The organism is Micromonospora sp. II, from assembly GCF_001709195.1.
Taxonomy (GTDB): domain Bacteria; phylum Actinomycetota; class Actinomycetes; order Mycobacteriales; family Micromonosporaceae; genus Micromonospora; species Micromonospora chalcea.
This window is the reverse complement of the sequence record NZ_LYXF01000035.1, coordinates 442,688-459,207: the sequence shown is the minus strand read 5'-3', so window position 1 is coordinate 459,207 and position 16,520 is coordinate 442,688. Positions and strand designations below refer to the sequence as shown.

Here is a 16,520-nt window from a genome sequence, read left to right as displayed (position 1 = left end):
ACCCGGCGGCGGACGGGCGCGCCGCCCACCGTTCCCCCGGCCCCGCTTGCCTTCCTCCAGGCAATCGTGGCGCACAGGAAGGCGACGACGTGACCTCACCTCTTCCCCGGCGGTCCCTGCTGCGCGGCGGCGTGGCCGGCGGCCTCGGCATCGTGGTGGCCGGCAGCCTGGAGGCGATCGCCGGACCGGCCGCGGCCCGGCCCGCGTGCCGCCCCGCCGTCGGCTACGGCGACCTGGTGCCGGACCCGGCCGGCCTGCTGGCGCTGCCGCCGGGCTTCTCGTACACGGTGGTCGCGCAGGCGGGCGCGACGCTGCTGGAGTCCGGGCAGCCCACCCCCAGCGACGCCGACGGCACCGGCTGCTTCCGCGGCCCGCGCGGCTCGGTGCTGGTGAACAACCACGAGATCGGCGGCGACGAGCCGTACCCGGTGCCGGCGCTGACCGGTCTCACCTACGACCCGGGCGCCCGCGGCGGCACCACCACCATCGAGGTGGACCGGCACGGGCGGCGGCTGGGCGAATACGTGAGCGTGGCCGGCACGCACAACAACTGCGCCGGTGGCATCACCCCGTGGGGCACGTGGCTGACCTGCGAGGAGACCGAGCAGCGGGCTGGTGGGCGATTCCTGAAGGACCACGGGTACGTCTTCGAGGTCGACCCGCACGACAGGTCCGCCAACACCGACCCGGTGCCGCTGACGTTCCTCGGGCGGTACTCGCACGAGGCGGTCGCGGTCGACCCGTACACGCACTCGATCTACCTGACCGAGGACGCGAGCGGGCCCAACGGCCTGTACTTCCGGTGGACGCCGCCGCCCGGTTTCCGGGCCGGCAAGGGCGCGCTGCGGGCGCTCGCCCAGCGGCCCGACGGCGGCGCCGCCGGCAGCCTCGCAGCGATGCGCTGCCTGCGCGGCGACACGCACGTGGCCGACCTGTCCGAGGCCACCACCCCCGGCACCCGCTACCGGGTCGAGTGGGTCGAGGTGCCGGACCGCGACGCCCGGACCGTGTCCGTACGCAAGCAGTTCACCGACGCGGAGGTGACCCGCAGCCGCAAGCTGGAGGGCGCCTGGTGGGGCGACGGCGGCGCGTACTTCGTGGCCAGCTACGCCCGGCACGACGACGGCAGCGCCAACGAGCACGACGGGCAGGTGTGGTTCTACGACCCGCGCCGGCAGACCGTCACGCTGAAGACGATCTTCGGGGTGAACGCCGACCCGGACGCCGACCACGGCAACTACGACGGGCCGGACAACATCACCGTGTCGCCGTACGGCGGGGTGATCCTGGCCGAGGACGGCGAGGGCGTGTCGCACCTGGTCGGCGTCACCGAGCAGGGCACTGCGTATCCGCTGGCGCGCAACGAGCTGAACGACAGCGAGTTCACCGGGCCGACGTTCAGCGCGGACGGCAGGACGCTGTTCGCCAACATCCAGTCGCCGGGGTACGTGTTCGCGATCACCGGGCCGTGGGGGCGGCCGGGTAACGGGCACCGCTGACGGGACGGTGAGCGGCCGGCGGTTCTCGCTCGGGAGCCGCCGGCCGAGCAGTGCTGGTCTGCGACAGACGTCCCATTCGACACCGCTGCACGGGTCGCCTGGCCAGGCGGATCATGCTGAACGTCTGCCATCCGTTCCGGGAGGGCAACGGACGGACCCTGCGCGCCTTCCTGCGCCAGCTCGGCGCCGCGGCCGGCTACCTGCTCGACTGGTCGGAACTCGATGCGGCGGACAACATCGCCGCTTGCGTCCAGCACCTGAACACCGGCGAGACGGACCTCCTGACGGCAGCGCTCGATCCCGTCGTCCGGCGGATCAGCTGAGCCACGCTGCTCAGTCATAGATCCTGGAGGGTATCTCCTGTGCCGCTTGACGCATGCGTTCGCGCAGCTTGACCCGACGACCGCGAGGCCACTGCTGCTCCACCTGAGCACGTTGCCTCCCCGCGCGAGCGCAGCCCTCGGCGGAGACCGCCATCCCCCGCCGGGCCAGTTCGGCATCGAGATCTTCACCGAGCGTCGGTGCTGGTGTCATCGACGCTCACTGACGCCGATCTCCTTGGCCAGGTCGACGAATCCCTGCCAGGCCGCCGGCGCGAAGGCCAGCGTCGCACCGGCCCGGTCCTTGGTGTCCCGGACCAGCACGACGCCCGCGAGGTTGTCGGCGACCTCCACACAAGAGCCGCCGTTGTTGCCGCTCTTCGTGCTCTTGCGCCATCGCGCAGCGGTCATGTCCATGATCCTGCCGCTTCCATGATCAGGTCTAGTGACTGGGTTCGGGAGAGGGCCTCGCCCCTGATGCGCTCCCACCTACGGCTGAGCGTAGCAACGGCCGCAGCCTCATTAAGTAGCTGCGCGGACGCCTGGCTGTCGACGTGCGCGACATGTTCACCGGTGGGCAGTTCGGCGAGGATGAAGCCGCCACCGAGCCCCGGATACATGCCGATGTCCCTCGGCACGACGTGTATCTGCACACCGGGCAGGGCTGCGCAGTGGACCAGGTGCTCAAGCTGCTCCCGCATCAGCTCCCGGTCGCCGTAGGCCGACTGATGCAGTACGCCCTCGAAGATGACCGCGACGACCAGAGGCGGCCGGTCCCGACGGAGGATCGCCTGTCGTTCGAGCCGCGAGGCGACCAGCTCATCGATTTCCGCTGCGGTCAGCGCCTCGCCGGTCAGCGTCGCGCGTGCATATGCCTCGGTCTGCAACAGCCCGGGCACCCATGTGTGCTCGAACCAGCGGATCGACACGGCGTCCCGCTCCCAGTCGACCCACTCACGCAGCCACGGCGGTTCACGGCGGTTCACGGCGCTTGAGGACGTCCGGCCAAAGATCCCCGACGTCCCGGCCGAGGAGCGCCGCCACCTGGGCACGTCGCCGAGGCTGCGGAATACGTCCCGGAGAGACCCAACGGGCCGCCGTCTTCGGATCCACGCCGGTCTGAGCTGCAAGGCTCTCCGCCGTCTCACCGGCTTCGACCATCGCCACCTGGAGCGCGTGGTTCATCCTTCCTCCCTCATGGACGTCCCGAACGTCTCGGCACCATACATCAACGCTGTGTATTGGTCCCATAGCTCTCAGCAAGCTGACCTCCAGGCGGCACAGCCGGTGCTCGGACGTCCGGCGGCCACAGGACCAGGGATGTCGGGCGAGCCGCCCGACGCAGCCCCCCTGGCAGGAGAGGAAACTCATGCCCGACAGCAGGCCGAGGGCGGGTCGACGCGACGCAACGGCGAATGACAGCCCGCTCAAGGCGGGAGACCTCCTCTGCCTCGACCGCAGGGCAAGCGTTCAGTTCTTTCGCCCGATCACCGTTCGCGTGATCCGGGAGATCGAGGATCGCCAGCCGTACGACGGCTGGGCATGGATCGAGGCGTACGAGTTGAACGCCCGAGGCACCGCAGTCGCCAAGCGGGAACTTTTCGTGTATTTGGCTGGTCTGCGCCGACTGGAATCAACAACTCGGGAGCGCACGTCCAGCAGCAGCCGCACTTACGCGGCCACGCGGCTGCGAGGGCTGGGGTGAGCACGGGCGCTCGCGCGCATCTGCCTATGCGCCCACCCCACTCTGGATCTGCAAACGCTGCGCTTATCCGTGGCCGTGCGCGGAGGCTCGACTCGCACTGCTCGCCGAGTACGCGAACGATCGTGTCGCCCTGTCGATCCACCTGTGTGGGCAGCTCTATGACGCAGCCCACGAGCTACATCGTCTCAACCCGTACGAGGCTCCCAGCCCACAAGTGTTGTTCGCTCGATTCGTCGGCTGGGCACGGCCGCGCCCGCCACTTCCTCCCGTGCCGAGCAGCCCTTGATGCGTCACGTCGACAGACGGCCGGGCGACGAGACGTATCAGGTCACACGGGCCGGCGGGCGCAGGCCGTCCAGCGCGATGGCCAGGACGCGGTCGCGCTGGGCCGGGTCCGGGAACTGGTACGCGGCCAGCCCGCTGATCAGCCGGATCACGTCGTCGAAGCCGGCGTCGGGCCGGGCGGCCCCGGCCTCCTGGGCGCGGCGCAGCAGCGGCTCGCCGGTCGCGTAGATCTCGGTGCGGCAGCTGCGGAACACCTCGGAGTCGTGCACCAGCTCCTCGGCCAGCGCCCGCTTGGTGGCCACGTAGGCGACGAACCGGTGCAGCCAGCCGACCAGGGCGTCCCAGGGCGGCTCGTCGGCCAGGTCGGCGGCGGAGGCGCTGAGCGCGCGCACCTCCTCGACGTAGACCGCCTCGAACAGGTCCCGCCGGTGGGGGAAGTTGCGGTAGAGCGTGCCGATGCCCACGCCGGCCCGGCGGGCGATCTCCTCCAGCGACGCGCCCGCGCCGTGCTCGCCGAAGACCTCACGGGCGGCGGCGATGAGCGCGTCGTAGTTGCGGCGGGCGTCGGCCCGTTTCGGGCGGCGGGAGAAGACCTCACCGGGCATGTCGGCGTCGGTCATGACGCGCGTCACCCCTTCCGTCTTGCAACCGGAGGCAACCCTCCGCTAAGTTAATGGAGGCAAGCCTCCGGTTGCTGACCGGAGCCACCCCTCCGGATAGCTTACTCCGGACTTCCGGCCGCCACCGCCGCAGGACCGCGCGAGCGGCCACCAGTCTCGTACCGAACGGGGAGTCGTCCCACATGATCCACTCAACCCGGCGCGGCTCGCGCCGGCTCACCTTCCTCGTGCTGGCCGCCGGCACCGGATTCTTCGCGATGCTCCAGTCGCTGATCACGCCGGTGCTGCCCACCATCCAGCACGACCTCCACACCTCGCCCAACACGGTGACCTGGGTCCTCACCGCGTACCTGCTCTCCGCGTCCGTCTTCACGCCGATCATCGGCCGCGTCGGCGACATGGTCGGCAAGGAGAAGACGCTCGTCTTCTCGCTCGCCGCGCTCGCGCTGGGCTGCCTGCTGGCGGCCGTCGCCCCCAGCATCGGCGTGTTGATCGCCGCCCGCGTGGTGCAGGGCATCGGCGGCGCCGTCTTCCCGCTGTCGTTCGGCATCATCCGCGACGAGTTCCCGGCCGCCCGGGTCAGCTCGGCGGTGGCCTCGATCTCCGCGGTCGTCGCAGTCGGCGGCGGGCTGGGCGTGGTGCTGGCCGGGCCGATCGTGGCCACGCTGGGCTACCGGTGGCTGTTCTGGATCCCGCTGGTGGTGGTCGGCCTGACCGCGCTCGCCGCGCACCGGTTCGTGCCGCGCTCGCCGGTACGCACCCCGGGCCGGATCAACTGGCTCAGCGCCGTACTCCTGTCCGGCTGGCTGGTGGCGCTGCTGCTGCCGGTCAGCAAGGGCGCCGCGTGGGGTTGGGGCTCCGGCCGGGTGGTCGGGCTGCTGGCGCTGGCCGCGGTGCTCGCGGTCGCCTGGCTGGCGACCGAGGCCCGGGCTGCGAACCCGCTGATCGACCTGCGGATGATGCGCCTACCGGCGGTCTGGACCACGAACCTCGTCGGGTTGCTCTACGGCGCCTCGATGTTCGCCGTCTACGCCTTCCTGCCGCAGTTCGCGCAGATCCCGACCAGCGCCGGCTACGGCTTCGGCGCCAGCATCACCCAGGCCGGGCTGCTGATGCTGCCGATGCTCGTCGGCATGTTCGTGGCCGGCCTACTGGCCGGACGGCTGCAGTCCCGGTTCAGCGCCAAGGCGCAGCTGAGCACCGGCGCGGTGTTCAACGTCGCGGCCGCCGCCATGCTGACCGTCGCGCACGACACCCGCTGGCAGGTCGGTGTCGCCGGTGGCCTGGTCGGCCTCGGCATCGGGCTGGCGTTCGCCTCGATGGCCAACCTGATCGTGGCGAACGTGCCGGCCGGGCAGACCGGCGCGGCGACCGGCATGAACGCCAACATCCGTACCATCGGCGGCGCGATCGGCGCGGCGCTCGCCAGTGCCGTGATCACTGCGAATCCGCAGCCGAGCGGGCTGCCCCGGGAGGCCGGTTTCACGGCGGGCTTCCTGCTGCTCACCGGTATCTCGGTGGCGGCGGCGCTGGCCGCGCTCGCCGTACCCTCCGGCCGCCGCCGGTGGCCGCGGCGACGGATCGGGCCGGCGGTGCCGGACCTGGCGCCGGCGCCGGAGCTGGTCCCGGCCCGCTGACCCCATGGGGTACGCGGACGGAAGCCCCGCCCGGCGCCGGTGCCGGGCGGGGCTTCGCCGTGCCGGTCAGCCGATGGCGGCGGTCAGCGCGGCCAGGTAGCCGTAGCGGTAGCCGTTCGCGTTCGGGTGGTACGCCTCGATCACGCCGCTGACGTCACGGATCCACGGGTCGGCGGCGCACACGCCGTGCCCGGCGAAGAACGGCCGCGCGTCAACGAACGTGCCCCCGGCCGCGGCAACCCGGCCGGAGATGACGCCGTTGAGCGTGTCGGCGGCCTGGTTGAGGATGGTGCGCTTGTAGCTGCTCATGGCGAGCAGGCCGCAGGAGCCGGTCTCGAACAGCCGCGGGTAGCCGAGCACCACCAGCCGGGCGTTCGGGGCCCGGTTGCGGATCGCGGTGTACGTGGCGTCGAGCCGGGCGGGCAGCGTCGCGGTGGCGAACGCCTTCGACTCGTTGACCGCGCTCTCGCAGCTCGACGTGCTGCCGAACCGGCAACTGGTCATCACGTCGGCGAAGCCGGCGTCGTTGCCGCCGATGGTGATGGTGACCAGCGTGGTGCTGCTGCTGAGCTGGCCGACCTGGTTGTTCAGCACGTCGGCGGTGACCGCGCCGCCGCAGGCCGGGAACTTGAAGCTGGTGACCGAGTGGGCGGCGGCCCAGAGCGGGGCGTACGACTTCTGGCTGCGCAGGCAGGTGGACAGGTCGTACGGGCCGGCGCCGACCCCGGAGGAGTAGGAGTCGCCGAGGGCGACGTAGTTGACGGTGGCCGCCCGGGCGGCGCCGGGCAGGAGCACGGCGCCGAGGACGGCCGCCAGGACGGCGGCGAACACGGTACGGACGCGACGGGGCATGGCAGAGCCTCCACGGGGCAGGGTGGTGGAGCCCGTTGACCGCGCGCGTGGCCGAGGGATCGGTGCTGTTACTGGTCGGTAATGCTATCGAAACATTTGCCGAAATTGAATAGCCGAGATCGGCCGGACGGGACAGATGCGTTCACATGCGTCGATTAGCTTGGCGGTGACGACACCCGACGGAGGGAGTCCCCCGTGCGACGCGCACTCACGGCGGCCATCGCCGCCCTGACCCTCACCGCGGCCGGCACCACAGTAACCGGCGCGCCCGGCCAGGCCGCCCCGGCCGGATGGGGCCGGCCGCAACCCGCGGCGGCCACCCCGACGCCCGGCAGCCCCGGGCTGGGCGACAGCTACTTCCCCGACTACGGCAACGGCGGCTACGACGTCGGGCACTACGACATCCGGCTGCGCTACGAGCCGGCCACCGACCGGCTCACCGGCACCACCACGATCCTGGCCACCGCCATCAAGGACCTGTCCCGGTTCAACCTGGACTTCGTCCTCGCCGTCGAGTCGGTGCGCGTGAACGGCTGGGTCGCCACGTACACCCGGGCCGGCGACCACGAGCTGGTGATCACCCCGGCCCGGCCGCTGACCAAGGGGCAGCAGCTCACCGTCGTGGTGAAGTACGCGGGCGTGCCGTCGCAGACCACGGTCCAGGGCTACACGGCGTGGACCCGTACCGCCGACGGGGCGCTCGCCGTCAACGAGCCCGAGTCGGCCTGGTGGTGGTACCCGAGCAACGACCACCCGAAGGACAAGGCCACCTGGGACATCTCCGTCTCGGTGCCGACCGGCGTCGAGGTGATCAGCAACGGCGTGCAGCCGCGCGACCCGCTGCCCGAGGCCGGCAACCGCACCCGGTGGAGCTGGCGCAGCGTCAAGCCCGGCGCCACGTACCAGGCGTTCCTGGCCATCGGACAGTACGACATCGTCACCGACGTCGCGCCGAACGGCCAGCCGGTGGTGAACGCGTACAGCACCACGCTCGGCGAGCGCCTGCCCGCCGCGCGGGCCAGCATCGAACGCACCGCCGAGATCGTCGACTGGGAGAGCGGACTGTTCGGCCCGTACCCGTTCGAGGCGCAGGGCGGCGTGGCCGGGCCGGTCGACGGCATCGGCTTCGCGCTGGAGACGCAGACCCGCCCGGTGTACGGCCCCGGCTTCTGGCGGCGCGGCGCCAACCCGTACGTGGTGGTGCACGAGAACGCCCACCAGTGGTTCGGCGACTCGGTGTCGGTGGCGGACTGGCGGCACATCTGGCTCAACGAGGGCTTCGCCTCGTACGCCGAGTGGCTCTGGTCCGAGGAGCAGGGCGAGGGCACCGCGCAGGAGCTGTTCGACTTCACCTACGACAGCTACCCGGCCGACTCGGAGTTCTGGCAGGTGCGCCCCGGCGACCCGGGCCCGAGCGGGATCTTCGACGACGCCGTCTACGACCGGGGCGCGATGGCGCTGCACCAGATCCGGCTCGCCGTCGGCGACGCCGCGTTCTTCCGCATCCTGCGTACCTGGACGGCCAAGCGGCAGTACGCCAACGGCACCGTCGCGCAGTTCCAGGCGCTCGCCGAGCGGATCTCCGGGCGGGACCTCGACGCGGTGTTCACCACCTGGCTGTTCACGCCCGGCCGCCCCGACGTGACCGCCGCCGCGCGGACGACCGCCGCACCGGCGCAGCCGGCCTCGTGGACGAGGATCCGCGCGGCGCACGACCTGCTCGGCCGCTGACCGGGCGCCGGCCGGGCCGCTCCCCCACCACGGGGGCGGCCCGGCCGGCCAGTCAACCGGCGGTCGGCACGGGTGCCGCAGTCGACGCCGTCCAGGGCTGTGCCGCCTCGACCGCGCGGATGTGGCGGTAGGCGAACCAGAGCGGCGGGAACGCGCCGACCGCGAACGAGAGGTCGACGAGCGTCCAGAACCAGGGGATGTCCCGGATCGGACCGCAGATCACCGCCAGCGGCACGATGCCGGCGCAGGCGATCATTCCGACCTGGACCACCCACACGTTGCGGACCGGATCACGCAGCGGCCCCCAGAACGCCACCGCGAGCACCAGGTGCGCGAAGGCCAGCCAGTCGGTGCCGTACCGCAGGAACGGGTAGTCCTCACCGGCCGCCACCAGTCCGACGTGGACCCGCTCGATCCAGTCGACCAGCGCCGGGAACTGCCCGGCGAGCGGGTCGGACGCCGCCAGCAGCCAGCGCACCTCGACCTCCAGCGGGAACGCGGTCACCCCGCTGAGGAAGAGCCCCGCCACCACCAGCCAGAGCCAGCGGCGGATGCGCCGCAGGCGTACCTCGACGTCCATGGCCGCAGCCTAACGACGGTCGTCGTGCCGCCGGGGCCCCGTCCGGCATGACCTGGGCCACCCTTCCCGGACGGCCGCGCGGCGGCGGCGGGTGTTAAGAAGGGCCCCCTCCTCTACCTGAGGCGTTAAGAGGGGGCCCTTCCTTTCACCTGGCGGCGAGCGGCTGGCGGGCCGGGTCGACCGGGGCGGGCAGGTCGCCCACCCCGCCCAGGTACGTGTGGATCGCCGCCGCGGCGGCGCGTCCCTCGGCGATCGCCCAGACGATCAGCGACGCGCCCCGGTGCATGTCACCGGCGACGAAGACGCCGTCGGTGGCCTGCCAGTCCGGGCGGGAGTCGATCGCGCCCCGGCCGTTGCGGGTCACCCCGAACTGCGCCAGCAGCGGCTGCTCCTCGGTGCCCTCGAAGCCGATGGCGAGCAGCACCAGGTCGGCCGGGATCTCGCGCTCGGAGCCGGGCAGCGCGGTGACGATGCGGCGACCGTCCACCTTCTCCACTGTCACCTCGGCGATCCGGACCGCGCGGACCTGGCCGGTGCCGTCGTCCACGAACTCCTGCACGGCGACGGCGAAGACCCGCTCGCCGCCCTCCTCGTGCGCCGGGTAGTTGCGCAGCACCCACGGCCAGGTCGGCCACGGGTCCCGCGCCGCGTCCCGCTCGGCCGGCGGCTCCGGGTAGAGGTCGAGCTGGTGTACGCCGGCCGCGCCCTGCCGGTGCGCCACGCCGAGGCAGTCGGCGGCGGTGTCGCCACCACCGATGATCACCACGTGCTTGCCGGCGGCGTCGATCGGCGTACCGTCGGGCAGCGTCGCGGGGGCGGGCTTCCCGTCCCCGGCGGCGGCCACCACCCGGTTCGCGGCGACCAGGTGCGCCATCGCCTGGTGCACGCCGCGCAGCGCCCGGCCGGGCGTCTCCGGGGTGTCCCGGCCCTGCAACGCGCCGCAGGCAAGCAGCACCGCGTCGTGCTCGGCGCGCAACTGCTCGGCGGTCACGTCGACGCCGACCTCGACGCCGGTGCGGAACCGCACGCCCTCGGCGGTGAGCTGGGCCAGCCGCTTGTCGATGTGCTGCTTCTCCAGCTTGAAGTCGGGGATGCCGTAGCGGAGCAGGCCGCCGATCGCGTCGTCGCGCTCGTACACGGTGACCGTGTGACCGGCGCGGGCGAGCTGCTGCGCGGCGGCCAGCCCGGCCGGGCCGGAGCCGACCACGGCCACCGACCGGCCGGTGGACACGGACGCGGGCCGGGGCCGCAGGCCGTCGCGGGCCACCGCCGCGTCGGCGATCTCCACCTCGACCTGCTTGATGGTGACCGGCTGCTGGCCGCCCAGGCCGAGCACGCAGGCCGCCTCGCACGGCGCCGGGCAGAGCCGGCCGGTGAACTCGGGGAAGTTGTTGGTGGCGTGCAGCGAGTCCACCGCCGCGTCCCAGTTGCCGGTGCGGACCAGGTCGTTCCAGTCCGGGATGCGGTTGCCCAGCGGGCAGCCGTCGTGGCAGAACGGGATGCCGCAGTCCATGCACCGGGTGGCCTGCTCGCGGATCAGCTCCTCACCGGCCGGCGGGTACACCTCCCGCCAGTCGGAGATCCGCACCGGCACCGGACGGCGGGCCGGCAGCCGCCGGTCGTAGCGCAGGAAACCGTTCGGGTCAGGCACGAGCCACCTCCTGGGCGACCGCCCGGGGCGCGGGCGGTACCGGCGCGGGCGAGAGGGCGCTCATCACCGCGTCGTCGACGTCTCGGCCGGCGGCTTCGGCGGCCCGCATGATCTCCATGACCCGGCGGTAGTCCCGGGGCACCACCGCGGTGAACTCCTCCACCGCCTGCGGCCAGCGCTTGAGCAGGTCCTCGGCGACCGCCGAGTCCGTCTCGGCGAAGTGCCGCTGGACCAGCTCGTGCAGCCGGTCGCGTTCCTCGTCGCGCAGCGACGACAGGTCGACCAGCTCGGTGTTGACCAGTCGCCGGTCGAGCCGGTGCACGAACGCGGTGCCGCCGGACATGCCGGCGGCGAAGTTGCGCCCGGTCGGCCCGAGCACCACGACGGTGCCGCCGGTCATGTACTCGCAACCGTGGTCGCCGAGGCCCTCGACCACCGCGACCGCGCCGGAGTTGCGCACCGCGAACCGCTCCCCCACCCGGCCGCGCAGGTAGACCTCGCCGCCGGTCGCGCCGTACAGGATGGTGTTGCCGGCGATGATCTGGTCCTCGGCCCGGCGGCCGGGCGCGGCGTCCACGCCGACGAACGGCGCGTCGGCGTCCGGCCGCACCACGAGGCGCCCGCCGGACAGTCCCTTGCCGACGTAGTCGTTGGCGTCGCCGTGCAGGCGCAGCGTGACGCCGCGCGGCAGGAACGCGCCGAACGACTGGCCGGCGGTGCCGCGCAGCAGGAACTCGATCGTGTCGTCGGGCAGGCCGGCGCCGCCGAAGCGGCGGGTCACCTCGCCGCCGAGCATCGCGCCGACGCTGCGGTGCTCGTTGCGCACCTCGACCTCGACCCGGACCGGGGTGCGCTCCCGCAGCGCCGGCCCGGCCAGCTCGATGAGCCGGTTGTCCAGCGCCGCGTCGAGGCCGTGGTCCTGGGCGCGTACGCCCCGGCGGGCCGCGCCCTCGGGCAGCTCGGGCAGGTGCAGCACGCGGCTCAGGTCGAGCCCGTGGCCCTTCCAGTGGTCGATCGCGCCGGCCACGTCGAGCAGCTCGGTGTGCCCGATCGCCTCGTCGATGCTGCGGAAGCCCAGCTCGGCCAGGTAGCCGCGGACCTCCTCGGCGAGGAAGAGGAAGAAGTTCTCCACGAACTCGGGGCGGCCGGTGAAGCGCTCGCGCAGCACCGGGTTCTGGGTGGCGATGCCGACCGGACAGGTGTCCAGGTGGCACACCCGCATCATCACGCAGCCCTCGACGATCAGCGGGGCGGTGGCGAAGCCGAACTCCTCGGCGCCGAGCAGCGCCGCGATCAGCACGTCCCGGCCGGTCTTGAGCTGGCCGTCGACCTGCACGGTCACCCGGTCGCGCAGCTTGTTCAGCAACAGCGTCTGCTGCGCCTCGGCCAGGCCCAGCTCCCACGGGGTGCCGGCGTGCTTGAGCGAGTTGAGCGGGGACGCGCCGGTGCCGCCGTCGTGGCCGGAGATCAGGATGACGTCGGCCTTGAGCTTGGCCACGCCCGCCGCGACGGTGCCCACGCCGACCTCGCTGACCAGCTTGACGTGCACCCGGGCGGCCGGGTTGACGCACTTCAGGTCGTGGACGAGCTGGGCCAGGTCCTCGATGGAGTAGATGTCGTGGTGCGGCGGCGGCGAGATCAGGCCGACACCGGGGGTGGCGTGCCGGGTCCGGGCGATCCACGGCCAGACCTTGTTGCCGGGTAGCTGCCCGCCCTCGCCGGGCTTCGCGCCCTGCGCCATCTTGATCTGGAGGTCGTCGGCGTTGACGAGGTATTCACTGGTCACGCCGAAGCGGCCGCTGGCGATCTGCTTGACCGCGGAGCGCCGCGCCGGGTCGTGCAGCCGCTCGACGTCCTCGCCGCCCTCACCGGTGTTGGACTTACCGCCGAGCCGGTTCATCGCGATGGCGAGCGTCTCGTGCGCCTCCGCCGAGATCGACCCGTACGACATGGCGCCGGTGGCGAAGCGCTTGACGATCTCGCTGGCCGGCTCGACCTCGTCCAGCGGCACCGCCGGACGTACGCCGGTGCGCAGCGTGAACAGCCCGCGCAGCGAGCCGGCCTGCGCGGCCAGCTCGTCGACCTTCGCGGTGTACTTCCGGAACACGTCGTACTGGCGGCTGCGGGTGGCGTGCTGGAGCAGGAAGACGGTCTCCGGGTTGAACAGGTGCAGCTCGCCCTCGCGGCGCCACTGGTACTCGCCGCCGACCTCCAGCCGGTCCGTGGCCTGCACGCCGGGCGCCGGCCAGGCCCGCGCGTGCCGGGCCGCCACCTCGGCGTGGATCTCGGCCAGCCCGATGCCGCCGATGGTGCTCGGCGTGCCCCGGAAGTACCTGTCGACCAGGCGGGTCTCCAGGCCGACCGCCTCGAAGACCTGCGCGCCGCAGTACGAGGACACGGTCGAGATCCCCATCTTGGACATGATCTTCAGGACGCCCTTGCCGAGCGCCTTGACGTAGTTGCGGACCGCCTTCACCCGGTCGACGCCGGCCAGCACGCCGGTGGAGATCATGTCCTCGACCGACTCGAAGGCCAGGTACGGGTTGACCGCCGCCGCGCCGTACCCGATCAGCACCGCCGCGTGGTGCACCTCGCGGCAGTCGCCGGACTCGACGATCAGCGCCACCTGGGTGCGGGTCTGCTCGCGTACCAGGTGCTGGTGCACCGCGGCGGTGAGCAGCAGCGACGGGATCGGGGCCAGGTCGGCGTTGGAGTCCCGGTCGGAGAGCACCAGGATGCGTACGCCGTCCTCGATCGCCTCGGAGACGTGCCGGCAGATCTCGGTCAGCCGGGCCTTGATGCCGGCGCCGCCGTCGCGCAGGCGGTAGAGACCGGAGACCCGGACCGCCTTGAAGCCGGGCAGGTCGCCGTCCTCGTCGATGGAGAGGATCTTGGCCAGCTCGTCGTTGTCGATCACCGGGTACGGCAGCACGATCTGCCGGCAGCTCGCCGGACCCGGGTCGAGCAGGTTGCCCTCCGGCCCGATGGTGGACGCCAGGCTGGTCACCAGCTCCTCCCGGATGGCGTCCAGCGGCGGGTTGGTGACCTGCGCGAAGAGCTGATGGAAGTAGTCGTAGAGCAGCCGCGGCCGGGTGGACAGCGGGGCGATGGGCGTGTCGGTGCCCATCGAGCCGATCGGCTCCGCGCCGCTGCGGGCCATCGGGCCGAGCAGGATCTTCAGCTCCTCCTCGGTGTAGCCGAACACCTGCTGGCGGCGGCGTACCGAGTCGTGGGTGTAGACGATGTGCTCGCGGGCCGGCAGGTCGTCCAGCTCGATCAGGCCCGCGTGCAGCCACTCCTGGTACGGCTGCTCGGCGGCCAGCTCGGTCTTGATCTCGTCGTCGGAGACGATCCGGCCGTTGACGGTGTCGACCAGGAACATCCGGCCCGGCTGGAGCCGGCCCTTGGCGATCACGGTGGACGGGTCCAGGTCGAGCACGCCCGCCTCGCTGCCTAGCACCACCAGCCCGTCGGCGGTGTGCCACCAGCGGCCCGGGCGCAGCCCGTTGCGGTCGAGCACCGCGCCGACGATCTCGCCGTCGGTGAAGGCGACCGAGGCCGGGCCGTCCCACGGCTCCATCAGGCTGGCGTGGAAGCGGTAGAAGGCGCGCTTGTCGGCGCGCATGTCCGGGTCGTTCTCCCACGCCTCGGGGATCATCATGAGCACCGCGTGCGGCAGGCTCCGCCCGGCCAGGTGCAGCAGCTCCAGGACCTCGTCGAAGTTCGCCGAGTCGGACGCGGCCGGGGTGCACACCGGGAAGACCCGGCGGATGTTGCCGGGCAGGTTCGGGCTGCGCAGCAGCGCCTCGCGGGCCTGCATCCAGTTGCGGTTGCCGCGAATCGTGTTGATCTCGCCGTTGTGCGCGATGAACCGGTACGGGTGCGCCAGCGGCCAGGAGGGGAACGTGTTCGTGGAGAAGCGCGAGTGCACCAGCGCGATGGCGCTGACCACCCGCTCGTCGGTCAGCTCCGGGTAGAACTCCGGAAGCTGGTCCGGGGTGAGCATGCCCTTCCACACCATGGTGCGGCCGGACAGCGACGGGAAGTACGCCGGCACGCCCCGCTCGGCGGTCTCCCGCTCGACCTGCTTGCGCAGGCAGAACGCCACCCGGTCCAGGTCCAGCCCGGTCAGCGGGGAACCGGCCGGGCCGGCCGGCGAGCCGGTCAGCCGGCGCGCGGCCACGAAGAGCTGCCGGACCCGGGGCATCGCCGCGAGCGCCGTCTCCCCCAGGCCGGACGGGTCGGTCGGCACCTCGCGCCAGCCGAGCACGTCGGCGCCCTCGACCAGCGCGTACTTGTCGACCACCTGGCGGGCACGGGTCTCGGCCACGTCGTCGTCGGGCAGGAACACCAGGCCGGTGGCGTACTGGCCGGCCGGGGGCAGCGGGAAGTCGACGGTGGCGCGCAGGAACGCGTCCGGCACCTGGATCATGATGCCGGCGCCGTCCCCGGTGTTGTGCTCCGCGCCCCGGGCGCCCCGGTGGTCCAGCCGGCACAGCGCCCCGAGGCCGTTCGCGACGACCTGGTGCGAGCGCCGCCCGTGCAGGTCGGCCACGAAGGCCACACCGCAGGCGTCATGCTCGTACGCGGGGTCGTAGAGCCCGGTCGCCGGTGGGGCCGACTGCGGGCTGTGAGGGTACGGAAAGGCCACCGGGCCTCCTGTCGTCACTCAGGATGGATCATGATGGGGACGACGTCGGCCCTCTGCGGTTTATTGAGTCTACGTTAGGGCTTCCGGCGCAAGGCCAGTTCAGATTGATCACACTTCCAGATGCTGGGACATGTAGTCTCGCGCGGTGGATCTCGCACGCGCTGACGTACTCGACCGGTTGGAGCGGTTCTACGACGCGGTGCCCCGCGACGGGGCCCGGACCGAGGAGTACGGCGCCCTGGTGCTCTTCGTCCGGGAAGGCCCCGGATGGCCGTTCTACGCCCGGCCCCGGCTCGACGCCACCGAGCACCCCACCCTCGCCGATGTCAACGCGGTACGCACCCGGCAGCAGGAACTGGGCCTGCCGGAGGCGTTCGAATGGGTGCACGAGCACCAACCGGAGCTGCTGGCGGTGGCCCGCTCGGCCGGGCTGAGCGTGCTGGAGGCGCCGCTGATGCTGCTGGAACCGGAGCGCCTGCCCGAACCGGGAACGTTCAGCGACGTACCGGTGCGGGTGCTGGACCCCGGCGACGCGGGCTTCGCCGCGGACATCGCGCTGCGGCGGGCCGTCGCCGCGGTCGGCTTCGCCAACGGCGGCACCGCGCGCGGCGAGGCCGGACCGGCCGAGCGGGACGCCACCGTCTCCGGGCTGGACGTGGCCGCGCTGGAGGAGGAGGCGACCCGGGTCGCCGACGGCCGGCGCATCTCCGTGCTCGCCGCCACGCCCGAGGAAGGCGCGCTCGCCGGCGGCATGGCCATGCGGGTCGGCGACGTGGCGGAGATCGCCGGGGTGGCCACGCTGCCGTCCGCGCGGCGGCGCGGCCTCGGCGCGGCGGTGACCGCCACCCTCGCTCGGGAACTGCGCGCTGCCGGCACCGACCTGATCTTCCTGAGCGCCGGCAGCGAGGACATCGCCCGGGTCTACCTGCGGGTCGGGTTCCGCCGGATCGGCACCGCCTGCATCGCCGAGCCCGCCGCGGTCATCTGAG

At 72.4% G+C, this 16,520-nt stretch carries 12 protein-coding genes and 1 pseudogene; 6 read left to right on the top strand and 7 right to left on the bottom strand.

The features are described from left to right. Positions 1-89 precede the first annotated feature (89 nt). Positions 90-1,499 (top strand): alkaline phosphatase PhoX, encoded by a 1,410-nt coding sequence (locus A8711_RS20050; RefSeq protein ID WP_069089055.1) that lies wholly within the window; start codon positions 90-92, stop codon positions 1,497-1,499. A gap of 113 nt (positions 1,500-1,612) precedes the next feature. Continuing rightward, positions 1,613-1,822 (top strand): Fic family protein, encoded by a 210-nt coding sequence (locus A8711_RS33075; RefSeq protein WP_069089054.1) that lies wholly within the window; start codon positions 1,613-1,615, stop codon positions 1,820-1,822. Between the two features lie 207 nt (positions 1,823-2,029). Here A8711_RS33075 and A8711_RS20040 read toward each other — a convergent pair whose 3' ends face one another. Both A8711_RS20040 and A8711_RS20035 read right to left on the bottom strand, forming a co-directional pair. Continuing rightward, the gene (locus A8711_RS20040; protein ID WP_082930880.1) at positions 2,030-2,236 is read right to left on the bottom strand and encodes a DUF397 domain-containing protein; all 207 of its coding nucleotides are present in this window, start codon (positions 2,234-2,236) and stop codon (positions 2,030-2,032) included. Further along, positions 2,227-3,004: pseudogene (locus A8711_RS20035) on the bottom strand (Scr1 family TA system antitoxin-like transcriptional regulator). The gene A8711_RS20040 and the pseudogene A8711_RS20035 overlap by 10 nt, the downstream one beginning before the upstream one ends. 184 nt (positions 3,005-3,188) lie before the next feature. Here A8711_RS20035 and A8711_RS20030 point away from each other — a divergent pair. Next, the gene (locus tag A8711_RS20030; protein WP_069089053.1) at positions 3,189-3,524 is read left to right on the top strand and encodes a hypothetical protein; all 336 of its coding nucleotides are present in this window, start codon (positions 3,189-3,191) and stop codon (positions 3,522-3,524) included. A 323-nt stretch (positions 3,525-3,847) separates the two neighbouring features. Here the strand turns inward: A8711_RS20030 and A8711_RS20025 are convergent, their stop codons facing one another. Beyond that, complete coding sequence (locus A8711_RS20025) at positions 3,848-4,429, bottom strand: TetR/AcrR family transcriptional regulator (protein WP_069089052.1); 582 nt, start codon at positions 4,427-4,429, stop codon at positions 3,848-3,850. A gap of 182 nt (positions 4,430-4,611) precedes the next feature. Here A8711_RS20025 and A8711_RS20020 point away from each other — a divergent pair, with 182 nt between their 5' ends. Beyond that, entirely contained in the window at positions 4,612-6,066 is a 1,455-nt protein-coding gene (locus A8711_RS20020; RefSeq protein WP_069089051.1) for an MFS transporter, read from the top strand. 66 nt (positions 6,067-6,132) lie between these two features. On the opposite strand, the gene A8711_RS20015 is transcribed toward A8711_RS20020, so the two are convergent. Further along, complete coding sequence (locus A8711_RS20015; RefSeq protein ID WP_069089050.1) at positions 6,133-6,918, bottom strand: SGNH/GDSL hydrolase family protein; 786 nt, start codon at positions 6,916-6,918, stop codon at positions 6,133-6,135. A gap of 195 nt (positions 6,919-7,113) precedes the next feature. On the opposite strand from A8711_RS20015, the gene A8711_RS20010 reads away from it, so the two are divergent. Continuing rightward, positions 7,114-8,649 (top strand): M1 family metallopeptidase, encoded by a 1,536-nt coding sequence (locus tag A8711_RS20010; RefSeq protein ID WP_069089049.1) that lies wholly within the window; start codon positions 7,114-7,116, stop codon positions 8,647-8,649. Positions 8,650-8,701: 52 nt separating this feature from the next. Here A8711_RS20010 and A8711_RS20005 read toward each other — a convergent pair whose 3' ends face one another. The 3 genes from A8711_RS20005 to gltB all read right to left on the bottom strand — a co-directional run bounded on the left by A8711_RS20005 (position 8,702) and on the right by gltB (position 15,531). Further along, positions 8,702-9,229, bottom strand: coding sequence for a hypothetical protein (locus A8711_RS20005; RefSeq protein WP_043329534.1), 528 nt, complete (start codon positions 9,227-9,229; stop codon positions 8,702-8,704). Positions 9,230-9,374: 145 nt separating this feature from the next. After that, positions 9,375-10,880, bottom strand: a complete 1,506-nt coding sequence (locus A8711_RS20000) for a glutamate synthase subunit beta (RefSeq protein WP_069089048.1) — start codon at positions 10,878-10,880, stop codon at positions 9,375-9,377. Then, positions 10,873-15,531 carry a glutamate synthase large subunit gene (gltB, locus tag A8711_RS19995; protein WP_069089047.1) on the bottom strand — a complete coding sequence of 1,553 codons (4,659 nt, stop codon included), beginning with the start codon at positions 15,529-15,531 and terminating at the stop codon, positions 10,873-10,875. Before gltB ends, A8711_RS20000 begins: the two co-directional genes overlap by 8 nt. Positions 15,532-15,676: 145 nt before the next feature. Here gltB and A8711_RS19990 point away from each other — a divergent pair, with 145 nt between their 5' ends. Further along, positions 15,677-16,519 carry a GNAT family N-acetyltransferase gene (locus A8711_RS19990; RefSeq protein WP_069089046.1) on the top strand — a complete coding sequence of 281 codons (843 nt, stop codon included), beginning with the start codon at positions 15,677-15,679 and terminating at the stop codon, positions 16,517-16,519. The last annotated feature ends 1 nt before the right edge of the window (position 16,520 follow it).

Coding starts and splice junctions, on each gene's coding strand:
- A8711_RS33075 (WP_069089054.1), top strand. CDS start 1,613: ATGCTGAACGTCTGCCATCCGTTCCGGGAGGGCAACGGACGGACCCTG.
- A8711_RS20040 (WP_082930880.1), bottom strand. CDS start 2,236: ATGGACATGACCGCTGCGCGATGGCGCAAGAGCACGAAGAGCGGCAAC.
- A8711_RS20030 (WP_069089053.1), top strand. CDS start 3,189: ATGCCCGACAGCAGGCCGAGGGCGGGTCGACGCGACGCAACGGCGAAT.
- A8711_RS20025 (WP_069089052.1), bottom strand. CDS start 4,429: ATGACCGACGCCGACATGCCCGGTGAGGTCTTCTCCCGCCGCCCGAAA.
- A8711_RS20020 (WP_069089051.1), top strand. CDS start 4,612: ATGATCCACTCAACCCGGCGCGGCTCGCGCCGGCTCACCTTCCTCGTG.
- A8711_RS20015 (WP_069089050.1), bottom strand. CDS start 6,918: ATGCCCCGTCGCGTCCGTACCGTGTTCGCCGCCGTCCTGGCGGCCGTC.
- A8711_RS20005 (WP_043329534.1), bottom strand. CDS start 9,229: ATGGACGTCGAGGTACGCCTGCGGCGCATCCGCCGCTGGCTCTGGCTG.